Genomic DNA, 12,684 nt, shown 5'->3' on the forward strand with positions numbered 1-12,684 from the left:
TCTGTTTTTCTTAAACTTATATGGCCTCATCTTTCTGTATTGGAAGCTCTACAACAAATCTGCATCCACCATATTCCCGGTTTTCTGCCTTGATTGTCCCGCCAGCACTATCTACAATCCGTTTTGCAAGTGCAAGACCTAGACCATTTCCTTCTGCTTTATGAGATCCATCTACCTGATAGAACTTGTCAAATATTCTGGATTTTACATCATCCTCTATTCCTGGTCCTTCATCTTCCAGAATGAACTTAACAGAATCCTGTTCTTGTTTCAAAAACATCATAATTGTCCCCTTTGAAGGGCTGAACTTAATCGCATTATCCAAAAGATTTATCCAGATATGCATAAAAAGTCCTTCATTCCCAGTATATTTAACTTCCTCCAATTCTACCTGAAAACCAATTTCTTTTTCTGTCCATTTTGTTTCCAATGAAAGAAATGCCTGGCGGATCTGTTCATCCAGGCGATATTCTGTTTTTTTCATTGGTATATTCTGATTCTCTAACTTGGATAACAGCAAAATATTACCAACCAATCCGGAAAGTCTTTGGGTGTTAAATAAGATTTTTTCTACATATTCCTCTTGATCCGGAGACAGTTCTTCTCCCTGAAGCAGCATTGTATATCCTTCAATGGCATTAATCGGGGTCTTAAACTCATGAGAAACATCAGATACAAAATCCATCTGCAACACCTCCGTTGCACGAAGTTCTTTTGTCATAACGTTAAAACTTTGATAAGATTCTCCAACTTCTGCTATACGGCTGTTCGTTTCCAAATGCTGTTCAAAATCTCCCTGAGAAACTTCCTTCATTGCTTTACTAAGTCTGGTAATTGGTTCCAGTAACTTTGCATTAATAAAAGAAGTGATCAGCCCTGCAATCAATGTATTGAAAATCAAAAGCCAGCCAAGCACAGGTATGCTGCCCGGCAGATTAAAAAAATGATTCAAAAAAGCAAATAATAAAGCAGATATGACTGTTGAAAATACAAGTGCCAGCCAAATTGCACCAGTCAGACAGGATCGGATCCGCAATCCTTTTTCTTTCTTTTGTTCCATTATTTTTTCACCACCTTGTATCCAATTCCACGCATTGTTACGATTTCAAAATCAGGGTTATCTTTAAAACGCTCTCTGATTCTTCCTATATGTACCTCTATCGTATGTGGGTCTGCCTCCGTCTCGTATCCCCATACTTCATCCATCAACTGTTGTTTTGTAAATGTTCTGCCTGGCGAAGCTGCAAGCTTATATAAAAGCAGGAATTCTTTTTTAGGCAAAACAAGACTTTCCTTATCAGTTGTAACCGTCATTGCATCATAATCAAACTCTGTTGAACCGATCACAATTTTGTGTTCATTCAGTATCTGTGCACGGCGAAGCAGTGCTCCAACTCTTAAAACCATTTCATTCACATTTACCGGTTTTACCATATAATCGTCACTTCCCGAAAGAAATCCCTGGCGCATATCATCAAAGGAACCTTTCGCAGTGATCATAAGTACCGGTATCTGATATCCTGCTGAACGGAGTTCCGACACCAGTTCATAACCATCCATAACCGGCATCATAATATCGGAAATGATCAGATCAATATACTCTTTATCCAATATTTCTAATGCCAGTGCTCCATCCGATGCACTTTTGACCTGATATCCATTCTTCTCAAGCACTTTTTGGAATAGCTGGCTTAATTCTTTATCATCTTCTACAATTAATATTTGAAACACGATTTTCTTCCTCCTTTATCAAAACAGATATCTTGCCCATCCAAGCAGATGCTGTACCAAAAGTACGTTTCTCTGACGCTTCTTTGTCAATTCAATTGGCTCTACATGATACGGATCACGATAGGTTCCATCTTCCAATACCTGTCGGGACACTTTTTCATATTCCATCATGCCCTCTTCCAACTGTTTATTAATATCTTTACTGCGTATTACAAGCATCAGTTCCGTATCCAGATATGTACTTCTCATGTCCATATTAAAGGAACCGATTACAGACAGATCATCGTCAATCAGAATACTTTTTCCGTGGTATGAATAACCGCCTTCATACTCCCAGATATCAATTCCTGTATTTAAAATTCTGTTTCTGTTTCTCGCATAATCAGCAGAACCAAACGGATTTCCATTGTTGGCAACCGAATTGGTCATGATAGAAAAATCCGGAACTCTCTCCGCAATCTCTTTCCATGTATTATACATCATATCATTGCAGATAATATATGGTGTATGAATTTTCACGCGCTCTTTTGCATTTTCCATTAGTTCTCCCAGTTGATACCAGACTACTGGTTCCTTGGAACCTGTGTGGATAGGATTTGACACTAATGCAATCTTTTCTGTCTCAAAAGTTTCGTCCGTGTAATCGGTATCGCAGATTCTTTCCTTGTTCTCTTCAAAATATTTCTGATAGCCGTTCTGCAGCTCTAAAACTGCGTTCTTTACAGATTTTCTATTTGCCAGTTTTTTATTGTCATGAAAATAACCACTGTCTTCTTGTTCCCATATCGTTTCAAAATACTCTAACAACTGGTTAACTGAATTTTCTTTCTCAGGTTCATCGCAAACCACTAACACGTCTCTGTCATAGTTCTTATGTCCCGGAAAATCACCCAGGAAATAATTATATGTATTTCTTCCCCCAAGAATATATCTCTTTCCATCTGCAATCAAATATTTATCATGCATTCTACCCATCATTTTCCACGGTTTCAACGGATTGGCCTTATTATATAGTTTAATTTCAACATTCTCATGGGAAGATAATCCATAGAAATACGGATTTCCTTCCATATCAATCCAGCTCTCCATTCCATCTACTAACAGACGAATATGTACACCCCTGTCTGCCGCATCATGCAGTGCTCCTAAAATCAATTTTCCACTTTCATCGGATTGAAATGCAAAAGTAGAAAGAATAATTTCCTTTTTTGCATTCTTAATCAAACGCACTCTTTGTAAAAGCGCTTCTGGATTCTTTTCTATAATTACTGCCCGTTCTGTATTTTCACTGCATTCGTTCCATGACCCATTTTTTGTTTCTTTTTTGGTTGTATTGGACACTTCCGGCTGCTTTTTATATGCAACGCAGATTCCGAGCAATTCATAAAAAGCCACACATAAAAAAATTGTCAGTATAACAAGAAGGATTTTACATATTTTATACTTTTTCATTGTACATCACCTGATTCCTTTTTATTTCATACTTATACAATACAAAGTCAATCTCAATTTAACCTCAACAAGGTTTGTTTTTCATAAAAAAATATGACAGGCTTCTTTTTAAAGAAACAGTCATATTTTTATTCTAATATATGAAGGAGCTTTTCTTACTCCGTTGTATTAATCACTATTTTATTTCTTCCATAAGCTGTCGGATTTTTTTCAATGTACACCGTGTAACTGCCAGGTCATCTTCTTGTATATTCGATATGATTTTTTCATAAGCTTCTATCATTTTTTCTTTCTGACAATTACTTAATTCAATTGCCTTGTTCGTCAAAACAAGGTATGTTCTTTCTTTTTTTTCATCTAATTTCCAGATAATATATCCTTTATTTTCAAGACTTTTTACCATCTTAGATGTTTCTGGAATCGATAATTTCATGTATTCTGCCACTTCTGAAAGATATACTCCTTCATGACAGTCTGATTTTTCAACACATTCCTTTATGCTATAAAGTAACAAATAATCTGTTCTTTCAACAAATTCAAATATGCTTTCAACATTGATGCTCTTTTAAAAAAACTCCTCTGCACTGGTTCCTGCTATCATATTATCGTTCCTCTCTTTCTATATATTCTTTTTTGCTGACTAGACTCTTATATGCCGGGCGAATGATCTTATCTGTAGTTATCAATTCTTCCAGGCGATGTGCACTCCAACCAGCAATTCTTGCTATCGCAAATAATGGCGTGTACAATTCTCTTAGAATATTCAACATATCATACACAAAACCACTATAGAAATCTATATTAGGACTTACTCCTTTGAATATCTGACGCTGCTTTGCAATCAACTTAGGTGCAATCTTCTCAATTCCAGGCCGGTTCAGAAATGACAAGCCGCTTTTGGGATGGATCGTGGGCGGTGGTATTGTCTATACGCTCAGCATGATTCCATTTGTGAAGGACACCAAGGGGATGCACTTTATCTGGCATATCTTTGTGATGCTGGGGGCTGCGCTGCATTGGTTTGGAATGTACCTTTATGTGTATTAATAAAGGATAGATAAAAATGTGCCTATTTTCACAGTCCATTTTTCTGTTGCTAGTAGTTGATTATAGACATAAACAATGGTATCCTTTAGTCAGTTATAAACATGATGAGTAAATATTATAAATGCGAGGAGAAAATGCTATGGATAGAGTAGAGAAAATGCTTGGAAGAATGAAAGCAAGTAAATTATACAGATGTGTGGATTGGGATCCGGAGGGTAAGGCGAAGGATCTGGTAGATAAGTTCAACAGTGCTTCGAGGTCTGAGACTATGACAAGAACCGGAGAATATCTTGGACAATTATTTGCACACATGGGAAAGGAGTGTTATATAGAGCCACCTTTTTATTGTGACTATGGAACCAATATACACGTGGGAGATTATTTCTATGCAAATACAGGGCTGATAGTTCTGGATCAGTGTGATGTCATCATTGGAAATCATGCATTTCTGGGACCAAGGGTCAATATATACTGTGCATGTCATCCGATAGATGCGATGATCAGAAATACCGGTGTGGAGCTTGGCAAGCCGGTTACAATAGGCGATAATGTATGGATCGGTGGCAATACGGTCATCAATCCGGGTGTGACCATAGGTTCAAATGTTGTCATAGGCTCAGGGTCGGTTGTCACAAAGGATATTCCGGATAATGTGATAGCGGCAGGAAATCCATGTAAAGTCATAAGACTGATAACAAATAAAGATAAGGAATATTGGCTTAAGCAGCTAGAGGATTTTGAGGCAGACACAGGTGAGCAGGTAAAGCTGGAGCAGGACTGATTCAACATTGCTGCTGTGAGTTGAGATTCCAAAGCGTTTTTGAAGGATATACATTTGACAAATTACAGATTTACTTTCAGCTACGATGGCACACGCTATCACGGCTGGGAGAGCAAGAAAAGTGCAGACACGGTTGAAGGCCGTATAGAGCCTATATGCTTTTTCAAGTTTTATGCGGCTTTGAGCCGATTTTCTATACCACACATCCTAATGAAGAGCCAATAAAAGTTATAAAAAAGATGAAACAGACTGATAACTTCCAGTTTGCAGAACTGTAATCTGTCTATTTCATCCTATCTATCATATTCTTTATTTTCAGTTCTATCTGATTAATTACTTTGATGAAATCTTCGTCTGATTTTCCTGTCGGATCATCCAATCCCCAGTTATCATCAAATGGTCTTCCAATGAACGGGCATCCAACATTACATCCCATAGAAATAGCAATATCTGGCTCTGGTATATCCGAAATCAGCTTTGAATACTGTTCTTTCTCCATATCAATGCCATACATTTCTTTCATAATACGAACTGCATCCTGATTTATTTGTGGCTTCGTTTCCGTTCCAGCAGAATAACTTTCAAATACGTCGGATGCAAAATGCTTTCCCAATGCTTCTGCAACCTGACTTCTGCATGAATTATGGACACAAATGAACGCTACTTTCTTCATACCTATCCCCTAACTTTCTTTAATGCTTTTATCACATCATCCTTACTTAATACTTTCCACATTGAGACTACTTTATTATCAATAACCAGAGCAGGTGTACTCATAACTCCCATTGCCGCAATCTGACCAAAATCTGTAACATGGTCAATCTCATCCGTCATGCCAAGCTCACTAAGCGCTTCCTTCACATTCTTCTCCAATGCATTGCATTTATCACAACCGCCACCAAGAACTTTCACATTTGCTCCTGATGAAAGAGTTTCCTTTGCTGCCTCAACGCTTTCTTCATTGCAATTTCCACCACAGCAACAACCTGATTGTTCCAAGCTGTGTCCCTTTTGCAAGTAATGCTGCAATACAGTTTGCCCAGATTCCATGAAAACGCCCCATAATCTTCTTACTTCGTTCTGGTGGAAAGTAGCTTTGAATATAGGAAATCATAAAAATCAGGATACAAAGCAATATCGTTATCTTCAAAACATCATATAGGAAAAACTGTACACTTCCACCCATTCTACTTGAAGTATCCAAGCCAATTTTCTCAAGAAGATTTCCAATTAATGTACTCATCCATTTCATTCCCAAAATCTGATTTTGAATAAACTCCCAAATCATTATTGACAGCACCCACTTTCCTCTTTACAGCAGGATAATCCTTCAATAAAAGTTTTAAAGGCATTCAAGGTCTCACAATTCAATGAATAATGATGCCATCTACCTTCTTTCCAATCATTCACCAGCCCACATTCATTTAAGATTTTCATATGATGAGAAAGTGTAGGCTGCGTAATCTCAAAAGCCTCCAATAGTTTACAACCACATTTTTCTCCGTCGGAGAGCATTTGGATAATCTGCAATCTATTACTATCTCCCAATGCTTTACAAATAAGTGCTACATCTATTGTATTCATGTTGTCCTCCTTTACATAGATAATTGTCTATGTTTCTATTATGCATTATGCATAGATGATTGTCAATGTTTATTTTTATGGTTTACAAAATTCCCATCACCCTTTATTAGAAGTGTATGCTCATGATTTCAGGAACAACAAGAGCCAAAAGAAAACACCTGCCGCTTCTGACAGATGTTCCACTATAAACTATCTATTTTTCATCAAGACAAACACCGAGTTTCTCAATTCTAATTCTCCAAACTGGAATTTGGTGTGTGCTTTATAAATTTTTTCCGATCCACTCAAGTTCGTTCATGGAATCCTTATTTTTTTCAAGTTCATCTCTGGCTGTTGCGTAATATGATTTTTTGAAAAGCATATCCCATGAAAGATATTTTGCCATACAGTCAAACTGCTTATCAATAAGCTCATACTGGATACTGCCTACGGGAGAACCACCTACAACAATTGTGCCAACTTTTTTGTTTTTTAACTGCAATCCACGGCAGTAGCACTTATCAATGATAAGTTTCAATTGTGCTGACATTCCCCACCAATAAACTGGTGTAGCAAAAAGAATCATATCTGCGGCAGCAATTTTATCAATTGTAGAATTTGTATCATCCTTATCGACGCATCCCTTAGAGCATTGACAGACACCACATCCCTTGCATGGTGCAATGTTGAGTTTGTCGGGTTCAATGATTTCAATTTTATTCTTTTCTGACGCTCCTTTTATAAATGCATTGATTGCTGCCAGCGTATTTCCTTTTCTGGCACTTCCATTAATGATTACAATTTTCATGCGTGTATCCTCCAACTTCCGATTTGTATTTCTGTTTGTTTTAAAAATGGGCAACTCCGATTGGAATTGCCCACTCATTTATCACTCCAAAATCCAACGGCTTTGCCGTTGCCGTGCTTAGCACTCCTTGATTTTGTCGTTGTCACATCAGGTGAAAACAAATACTCGCTTTGCTCGTGCTTGTTTTCCTGCTGATGTTCCAAATTATGCGATTTTTTCTTGCTTGCACCGATTTCTGCATCAATTGATGTAAGTTTGATGTAAATCGCTATTTTTTTAGTTTTTTATCAAATGAAGTACGTCCCGTCTATTCGGTAAAACGGTACATCTTTACATCACGTCGACTAACGTCTCCGTGTGTTTTTCGCCTTATGTCGGTGTTCGCAAGCGCACACCGCCGCAAGGCTCAGTTTTCTCATCTTAATAGAGCTTTGCACCTGCCGGAATGTGGTCATCTACCATCAGAAGATGAAGCTTTTCTTCGCCTTCTTCTTCGTGGATAGCACTGAGAAGCATACCACAAGAGTCAATGCCCATCATAGCTCTCGGTGGAAGATTTGTGATAGCAATAAGAGTCTTTCCAACCAGTTCTTCCGGCTCATAAAAGCTATGAATACCGCTTAAAATGGTTCTGTCTGTGCCTGTTCCGTCATCAAGAGTAAACTGTAACAGTTTCTTTGACTTCGGTACTGCAACACACTCTTTAACCTTTACTGCACGGAAATCTGACTTGCTGAATGTATCAAAATCAACAAATTCCTCAAATAAAGGCTCTACCTTTACCTTAGAAAAATCAATCTTTTCAGGCTCTGCCTTCACTTCCACATCAGCCTTAGGTTTTACATCATTTTTCTTATTTACATCATCCAACTTCTTCATTGTCGGGAGCTTTTTCGCTCCTGCTGTAAAGAGCTGTAAGATGATTTACATTTCTTTAAATCATTACAATATTTTCTTTAGCAAGCTGTACTAAAATAACCAAATTTGCAGTCTTTTTTGGTCATATATTAGTCATATTAAATTTTTTTTGGTCAATTGCCTAGTCCTCAAATCAGAGGACTCTTTTCTATATTATATCGTTGTTTCTAAAATACATCCATGTTCTTGGCAAGTTTCTCCAAAGCCTCTCTAGTAACCTCTGGATTTGCCTCCGCATAAATGTTCATGGTTGTGCTGACATCAGCATGTCCCATTACTTCTTGAATAACCTTTACATTGGTTTCGTTCTCACAAAACCTCGAAGCAAATGTGTGTCTAAAAATGTGACATGAAAACCTGGGCAACATTATAGGTTCTCTCTTCTTTTTCTTTGCCTCTACCTCTTCTTCAGCATTGTGAGTATCAACGATTCTCTTGATCGCACGATTTACTGCCTGCGGATTATGTGGATTTCCAAACCGATTAGTAAATATAAAGTTTGTCATTCCATCAACCTCTGCAACACAAAAACCTTCTTCCTGCTGACGCTGATATTCAGACTTGAGCACTTCATACACCGGTCCCATCATTGGAATTGTCCTTATTCCTGCTTCTGTTTTAGGTTCTGAAACCCGAAACTCACACTTAAATGAATTGTCAGATCTTGTGTAATAAGTAAGACTATGGTTAATATTGATTGTTCGTTTCTTCATATCAACATCGTCCCATCTGATGCCTATTGCCTCACCGATTCTGCATCCAGTTCCAAGCAGAAATACAAAAAACGGATACCAATGGAAGAAAAACGGATTCTTCGCAACATAATCAATAAATTCTCTCTGCTGCTCTACTGTCAGTGCTCTTCGACTCTTTCTAGCACCACCATTTCTTTTTTTCACCTCGGCATAAGCTCCATCTACAGGATTTCTTCTTATTATATCATCTCGTACTGCCAGCTCAAATGTAGGTCGCAATACAGTATTGATACTCTCCAAAGTATTTACCTGCAATCCTTTGTTCGTAATCAAATCCGTATAGAAAAATAAGACATCAGAATACTTCACATCCTTAATCTTTTTCTTTCCGAACGTATCCCTGATAAAATGATCCCATGTATATAAATAATTTGCCTTTGTAGTACTTCGCAACTCCGTCTTGGTAGAAATATATCTATCAAACAGAAAATTCACATCTGCACTTCCGGCAACATATACATTTAATCCGTCCATCTGGTCACGAACAAGTTCGTCTTCTTTCTGCCTAAGTGTTACAAGAGATTTCGCATATATCGTCCTTTTTTTCCCTAATGGATCAGTATAAATATATGAATACCTGCCATCAGTTTTACGATAATGCTCTCCTTTTCGTAATACTCTTCCTTTACCATCTTTTCTACAAGCCATCTTTTCTCCTTTCTCAAAAAGAAAAGAGCCTGCATTACTTCTGGTCAGCCATTAGTTTCTCTAATACTGCCATTTTAACTACTTGCGTCATAGTCATGTTATGATTTTTGGTGTATTCAAGCAGCAATTCATGTTCTTCACCATTCAGTCTGATTGTAATCCTCTTATCAGCAGGATTTTCAGCTTTTGGTCGTCCCATCTTTGCCAATATATCACCTCCATCTGAACATAGTATACTTTATGTCAGACATAAAGTCAAGTATATTAATGCAAACTCTTTCATATTCTTTTCAATTTATTTGTAGAATTCCTCGTCTTCTATATGAAATGTCTCCAGATATTCATCAAGAATATCAAGGTTCACAAGCACCAGTCTATTCATCTTATAACATGCTTTCGCATCCTTAGCTAACTGCTGGAACTTTGATAAACTCATCGAGTACATCTCTGCACCCTCTGGATATCTGACAAATCTCTTGTTATTTGTTTTCTTCGTTCTGTTATCCATTTTGTTTCATCTCCAATTCCTCTAATACCATCTTGCGTGCTACAGGTAACAGATTAAGCTGCATTATCATCGCTCTATCCATAGCTTCCCTAATCTCCGATTCTCCTGGAATATACCCCGACTTAAAACGGACACAGCCCTTATTCAAGGTCTGAATATCCTCCGGCATAAAATCAGATCTGTTGCTCAATGCGTACCCCCTTATTTCTGAAGGATCAACTATCACATGCACAGGATTATCTTTCAGTTTTGATGATAACGGAACAACTGAAATCTGAGGTGCCCCACCATGATTACTTGCATCACACGAGACTACAATTCCCGGTCTTATTCCTCCTTGCACACCATGCGGATTTCGTCCAAAATCTGCATATACAACATCAAACTTCTTATATTTGTCATAATGTTTCTTATTCTTTTTCATAATCTAAAACCCCCTTAACTGCATAGCCAGCCTGCCATCATCTACTGTAACGATAATTCCTCCGGCAGCCTGAACTTGCGCTACTTTTATAAATGCGTCAATAAGATTGTCTGTAATAACACTCATGTTTGCGACTATTACACCATCTACCTGCTTTTTTCTAATCTTATCCACAATCTGATGCCACTGTCTGTCCACATCATTCTGTGAAAATCCATGTCGGCGTTCAGTGCCAACAATCATGTATTCTTTATTTTTTACATACTCATGAATATATTTACTCTGCTTATCCTCTAAGCGATCCACTTTATCCAATGGTGCACTTACTGACAAATACTCTATACATTCAATCGTCTTTTTCTTTCTTCTCATAGCCAAACCTCCTATGAAACAAGCATCTCTGCGTTATCTAGCATTTCGTTAAATATCTTTTGAAAATATGCCTTCTTGCTGCAATCCATTAATTCCAGCCTGGAGTCTATTGAAGTTTCTTTCTTACTCTCTGCCACATTCAGGATTGTATTGGCATCTACCTTGAAATAATCAATTATCTTAAATAGATTTGTGATACTTAATGCACGTTCTCCATTCTCATACTTTTTGATAGTTGACTCACTAATACCAAGCTCAGCAGCAAGGGCTTCTTTTGTAAGATTTCTTTGGATTCGTAACGACTTAATCACGATTCCAACTTGATAACCATCATATTTCATCGCTATATCCTCCATCGTCCTTTGCCATTTCTCTTAACATCTCTACAGCTGCATCTTCTGTTTCATACTGACCAAGCCACTTCCCTCTCGAATCATGTACTACTGTTCCGAATGCAGTCTGAGTAAATCTGCAATCCTTCACAGCCGGGACTTGTTTGTCCCGACCGGAATGATTTTCTGTTGTCGATCTACCAAAGGACTCCGTTAGCATCCAAAGTCCTCTGCATGAGATACAGTTATTGGCACCGGACCGACTTCAAGAGAATAGAGCCATATGCCCATATCTGTGATGGTCTTAACAAATTCTTCCAGATCATAAATGTCATCTGTGATTTCATTCAGGCTTCTGACTACTACAACCTCAAAATCTTCCTCTTTAAGTGTTGCAAAGAAAGCATTCAGAGCTTCTCTGTCATAGTCCCTTGTCATTGAGCGATCACAATACGCATCATTTATTATTACTCCATTAGGCATTGCCTGATCACGCATATTCTCGACCATCTGGACTACATTAGGTTCTGCTCTGCGGGACTTTACAAATGCAATTCCCTTAGCAAGCTCCTGAGTATCAGTACCTTCGTTTCCTACTACGTTAAAATCTCTTTTATTCATTTTGTTATCTCCTTTACGATTTCGTATTGGAGAGTTTTGGCGCCTCCACTCTCGTGGTGTGCTGTTCTTTAGCACATGTTTATGGTACTCTATTAAAAAAAACTATGCGCCCACTCTAAAGACTATCTTTTCTGATTTGTAGTCTTTAAAAGACTATTTTTAATTTCTCCCTCTATTCTTCCAGTCACCATTTTTAAATTGTTTACTAATTCCACCATCTCCGGCGAATAATTCATGTGTTCTTCTCCAAACAACAAAAAATCAGCAGAGCAATCCAAGATTTGTGCAATACAATACAATTGTGGTATTGTACAATTTGCTTTTCCACTTTCAATTCGAGACATTTGGTTCTTACCAATACCAAGATAGCTTGCCAACTCTATAGCTTTCATATGTCTTGATTCTCGTATATCTTGAATTCGTATACCAATTTTCGAACAAGTATCAGAATCATATTCTTTTATCTCTTGAATCACTCTGCTCACCTCCCTTACAAAAAATAAGAAGCCGATATCATTCAAATATTGAACGATATCGGCTCCCTTTTGCCCTTACCAACTGCCATTTCAGCTGACGTACTATTCACTTATTTATTTTATCCGCTCGTTGCTTCTTTACAGAATATACTATAAAATTTCCATTCTTATCTTTCCTAACTTCTGCATCATTCCCATTTCTCGTTGCATGTAATATTTGCTGATATAAAATAAGTTTCTCATCCATA

20 protein-coding genes and 2 pseudogenes are annotated in these 12,684 nt (G+C 37.6%); 1 reads left to right on the forward strand and 21 read right to left on the reverse strand.

The genetic code is table 11. The features are described 5' to 3' along the window. Positions 1-16: 16 nt before the first annotated feature. The 5 genes and pseudogenes from DWW68_RS06945 to DWW68_RS06965 form a co-directional block, all read right to left on the reverse strand. Positions 17-1,060 (reverse strand): HAMP domain-containing sensor histidine kinase, encoded by a 1,044-nt coding sequence (locus tag DWW68_RS06945; protein ID WP_118589293.1) that lies wholly within the window; start codon positions 1,058-1,060, stop codon positions 17-19. Further along, positions 1,060-1,731: a response regulator transcription factor gene (locus DWW68_RS06950; protein ID WP_004851516.1), complete on the reverse strand. Its 672-nt coding sequence runs from the start codon at positions 1,729-1,731 to the stop codon at positions 1,060-1,062. Before DWW68_RS06950 ends, DWW68_RS06945 begins: the two co-directional genes overlap by 1 nt. Positions 1,732-1,749: 18 nt before the next feature. Next, positions 1,750-3,183, reverse strand: a complete 1,434-nt coding sequence (locus tag DWW68_RS06955) for a phospholipase D family protein (RefSeq protein WP_118589292.1) — start codon at positions 3,181-3,183, stop codon at positions 1,750-1,752. Between the two features lie 175 nt (positions 3,184-3,358). Further along, positions 3,359-3,697, reverse strand: coding sequence for a MarR family transcriptional regulator (locus tag DWW68_RS06960; protein ID WP_243053056.1), 339 nt, complete (start codon positions 3,695-3,697; stop codon positions 3,359-3,361). Between the two features lie 88 nt (positions 3,698-3,785). After that, positions 3,786-4,049 (reverse strand): annotated as a pseudogene (locus tag DWW68_RS06965) (citrate/2-methylcitrate synthase); the annotation flags it as partial. Between the two features lie 320 nt (positions 4,050-4,369). On the opposite strand from DWW68_RS06965, the gene DWW68_RS06970 reads away from it, so the two are divergent. Further along, positions 4,370-5,011, forward strand: coding sequence for a sugar O-acetyltransferase (locus DWW68_RS06970; RefSeq protein WP_118589291.1), 642 nt, complete (start codon positions 4,370-4,372; stop codon positions 5,009-5,011). A gap of 283 nt (positions 5,012-5,294) precedes the next feature. Here DWW68_RS06970 and DWW68_RS06980 read toward each other — a convergent pair whose 3' ends face one another. The 16 genes and pseudogenes from DWW68_RS06980 to DWW68_RS13450 all read right to left on the reverse strand — a co-directional run bounded on the left by DWW68_RS06980 (position 5,295) and on the right by DWW68_RS13450 (position 12,683). Further along, positions 5,295-5,690, reverse strand: coding sequence for an arsenate reductase ArsC (locus DWW68_RS06980; RefSeq protein WP_117541308.1), 396 nt, complete (start codon positions 5,688-5,690; stop codon positions 5,295-5,297). Next, positions 5,687-6,010 carry a thioredoxin family protein gene (locus DWW68_RS06985; protein WP_243053054.1) on the reverse strand — a complete coding sequence of 108 codons (324 nt, stop codon included), beginning with the start codon at positions 6,008-6,010 and terminating at the stop codon, positions 5,687-5,689. The genes DWW68_RS06980 and DWW68_RS06985 overlap by 4 nt, the downstream gene beginning before the upstream one ends. Before the next feature lie 19 nt (positions 6,011-6,029). After that, positions 6,030-6,299, reverse strand: a pseudogene (locus DWW68_RS06990) (permease); the annotation flags it as partial. Then, positions 6,299-6,595: a metalloregulator ArsR/SmtB family transcription factor gene (locus DWW68_RS06995; RefSeq protein WP_117541312.1), complete on the reverse strand. Its 297-nt coding sequence runs from the start codon at positions 6,593-6,595 to the stop codon at positions 6,299-6,301. The gene DWW68_RS06995 and the pseudogene DWW68_RS06990, both read right to left, overlap by 1 nt. A gap of 262 nt (positions 6,596-6,857) precedes the next feature. Beyond that, positions 6,858-7,382 (reverse strand): flavodoxin family protein, encoded by a 525-nt coding sequence (locus DWW68_RS07000; protein ID WP_055176454.1) that lies wholly within the window; start codon positions 7,380-7,382, stop codon positions 6,858-6,860. A gap of 420 nt (positions 7,383-7,802) precedes the next feature. Beyond that, entirely contained in the window at positions 7,803-8,261 is a 459-nt protein-coding gene (locus DWW68_RS07005; protein WP_118589289.1) for a methionine--tRNA ligase subunit beta, read from the reverse strand. A gap of 206 nt (positions 8,262-8,467) precedes the next feature. Continuing rightward, on the reverse strand, positions 8,468-9,703 hold the full coding sequence (locus tag DWW68_RS07010; protein WP_118589288.1) for a site-specific integrase: 1,236 nt from the start codon (positions 9,701-9,703) through the stop codon (positions 8,468-8,470). Between the two features lie 34 nt (positions 9,704-9,737). After that, positions 9,738-9,902 carry a DUF6290 family protein gene (locus tag DWW68_RS07015; protein WP_227081569.1) on the reverse strand — a complete coding sequence of 55 codons (165 nt, stop codon included), beginning with the start codon at positions 9,900-9,902 and terminating at the stop codon, positions 9,738-9,740. A 96-nt stretch (positions 9,903-9,998) separates the two neighbouring features. Beyond that, complete coding sequence (locus tag DWW68_RS07020) at positions 9,999-10,211, reverse strand: DUF6462 family protein (RefSeq protein ID WP_015567913.1); 213 nt, start codon at positions 10,209-10,211, stop codon at positions 9,999-10,001. Beyond that, the gene (locus DWW68_RS07025; protein WP_118589287.1) at positions 10,204-10,635 is read right to left on the reverse strand and encodes a type II toxin-antitoxin system PemK/MazF family toxin; all 432 of its coding nucleotides are present in this window, start codon (positions 10,633-10,635) and stop codon (positions 10,204-10,206) included. Before DWW68_RS07025 ends, DWW68_RS07020 begins: the two co-directional genes overlap by 8 nt. A gap of 3 nt (positions 10,636-10,638) precedes the next feature. Further along, positions 10,639-11,007 carry a recombinase family protein gene (locus tag DWW68_RS07030; RefSeq protein WP_015567911.1) on the reverse strand — a complete coding sequence of 123 codons (369 nt, stop codon included), beginning with the start codon at positions 11,005-11,007 and terminating at the stop codon, positions 10,639-10,641. An 11-nt stretch (positions 11,008-11,018) separates the two neighbouring features. Next, positions 11,019-11,363, reverse strand: a complete 345-nt coding sequence (locus DWW68_RS07035; protein WP_118589286.1) for a helix-turn-helix transcriptional regulator — start codon at positions 11,361-11,363, stop codon at positions 11,019-11,021. Further along, entirely contained in the window at positions 11,338-11,559 is a 222-nt protein-coding gene (locus tag DWW68_RS07040; RefSeq protein ID WP_118589285.1) for a terpene synthase, read from the reverse strand. Before DWW68_RS07040 ends, DWW68_RS07035 begins: the two co-directional genes overlap by 26 nt. Beyond that, positions 11,553-11,960: a recombinase family protein gene (locus DWW68_RS07045; RefSeq protein ID WP_118589284.1), complete on the reverse strand. Its 408-nt coding sequence runs from the start codon at positions 11,958-11,960 to the stop codon at positions 11,553-11,555. Before DWW68_RS07045 ends, DWW68_RS07040 begins: the two co-directional genes overlap by 7 nt. A 122-nt stretch (positions 11,961-12,082) precedes the next feature. Continuing rightward, positions 12,083-12,436 carry a helix-turn-helix transcriptional regulator gene (locus DWW68_RS07050; RefSeq protein ID WP_118589283.1) on the reverse strand — a complete coding sequence of 118 codons (354 nt, stop codon included), beginning with the start codon at positions 12,434-12,436 and terminating at the stop codon, positions 12,083-12,085. Positions 12,437-12,542: 106 nt separating this feature from the next. After that, a complete protein-coding gene (locus DWW68_RS13450; protein ID WP_158576830.1) occupies positions 12,543-12,683 on the reverse strand; it encodes a hypothetical protein in 141 nt (46 codons plus the stop codon). Position 12,684: the final 1 nt, after the last annotated feature.

Origin of the sequence: Eubacterium sp. AF16-48 (assembly GCF_003479405.1) — a bacterium.
GTDB classification, from domain to species: Bacteria; Bacillota; Clostridia; order Lachnospirales; family Lachnospiraceae; genus Eubacterium_G; species Eubacterium_G segne.

Bases quoted from the DNA above. Each gene is read 5' to 3' on its own strand.
- DWW68_RS07005 (WP_118589289.1), bottom strand. From the start codon at position 8,261: ATGAAGAAGTTGGATGATGTAAATAAGAAAAATGATGTAAAACCTAAG.
- DWW68_RS13450 (WP_158576830.1), bottom strand. From the start codon at position 12,683: ATGGATGAGAAACTTATTTTATATCAGCAAATATTACATGCAACGAGA.
- DWW68_RS06970 (WP_118589291.1), top strand. From the start codon at position 4,370: ATGGATAGAGTAGAGAAAATGCTTGGAAGAATGAAAGCAAGTAAATTA.
- DWW68_RS07025 (WP_118589287.1), bottom strand. From the start codon at position 10,635: ATGAAAAAGAATAAGAAACATTATGACAAATATAAGAAGTTTGATGTT.
- DWW68_RS07035 (WP_118589286.1), bottom strand. From the start codon at position 11,363: ATGGAGGATATAGCGATGAAATATGATGGTTATCAAGTTGGAATCGTG.
- DWW68_RS06995 (WP_117541312.1), bottom strand. From the start codon at position 6,595: ATGAATACAATAGATGTAGCACTTATTTGTAAAGCATTGGGAGATAGT.
- DWW68_RS06955 (WP_118589292.1), bottom strand. From the start codon at position 3,183: ATGAAAAAGTATAAAATATGTAAAATCCTTCTTGTTATACTGACAATT.
- DWW68_RS07030 (WP_015567911.1), bottom strand. From the start codon at position 11,007: ATGAGAAGAAAGAAAAAGACGATTGAATGTATAGAGTATTTGTCAGTA.
- DWW68_RS06945 (WP_118589293.1), bottom strand. From the start codon at position 1,060: ATGGAACAAAAGAAAGAAAAAGGATTGCGGATCCGATCCTGTCTGACT.
- DWW68_RS07000 (WP_055176454.1), bottom strand. From the start codon at position 7,382: ATGAAAATTGTAATCATTAATGGAAGTGCCAGAAAAGGAAATACGCTG.
- DWW68_RS07010 (WP_118589288.1), bottom strand. From the start codon at position 9,703: ATGGCTTGTAGAAAAGATGGTAAAGGAAGAGTATTACGAAAAGGAGAG.
- DWW68_RS07040 (WP_118589285.1), bottom strand. From the start codon at position 11,559: ATGCTAACGGAGTCCTTTGGTAGATCGACAACAGAAAATCATTCCGGT.
- DWW68_RS07015 (WP_227081569.1), bottom strand. From the start codon at position 9,902: ATGGGACGACCAAAAGCTGAAAATCCTGCTGATAAGAGGATTACAATC.
- DWW68_RS07020 (WP_015567913.1), bottom strand. From the start codon at position 10,211: ATGGATAACAGAACGAAGAAAACAAATAACAAGAGATTTGTCAGATAT.
- DWW68_RS07045 (WP_118589284.1), bottom strand. From the start codon at position 11,960: ATGAATAAAAGAGATTTTAACGTAGTAGGAAACGAAGGTACTGATACT.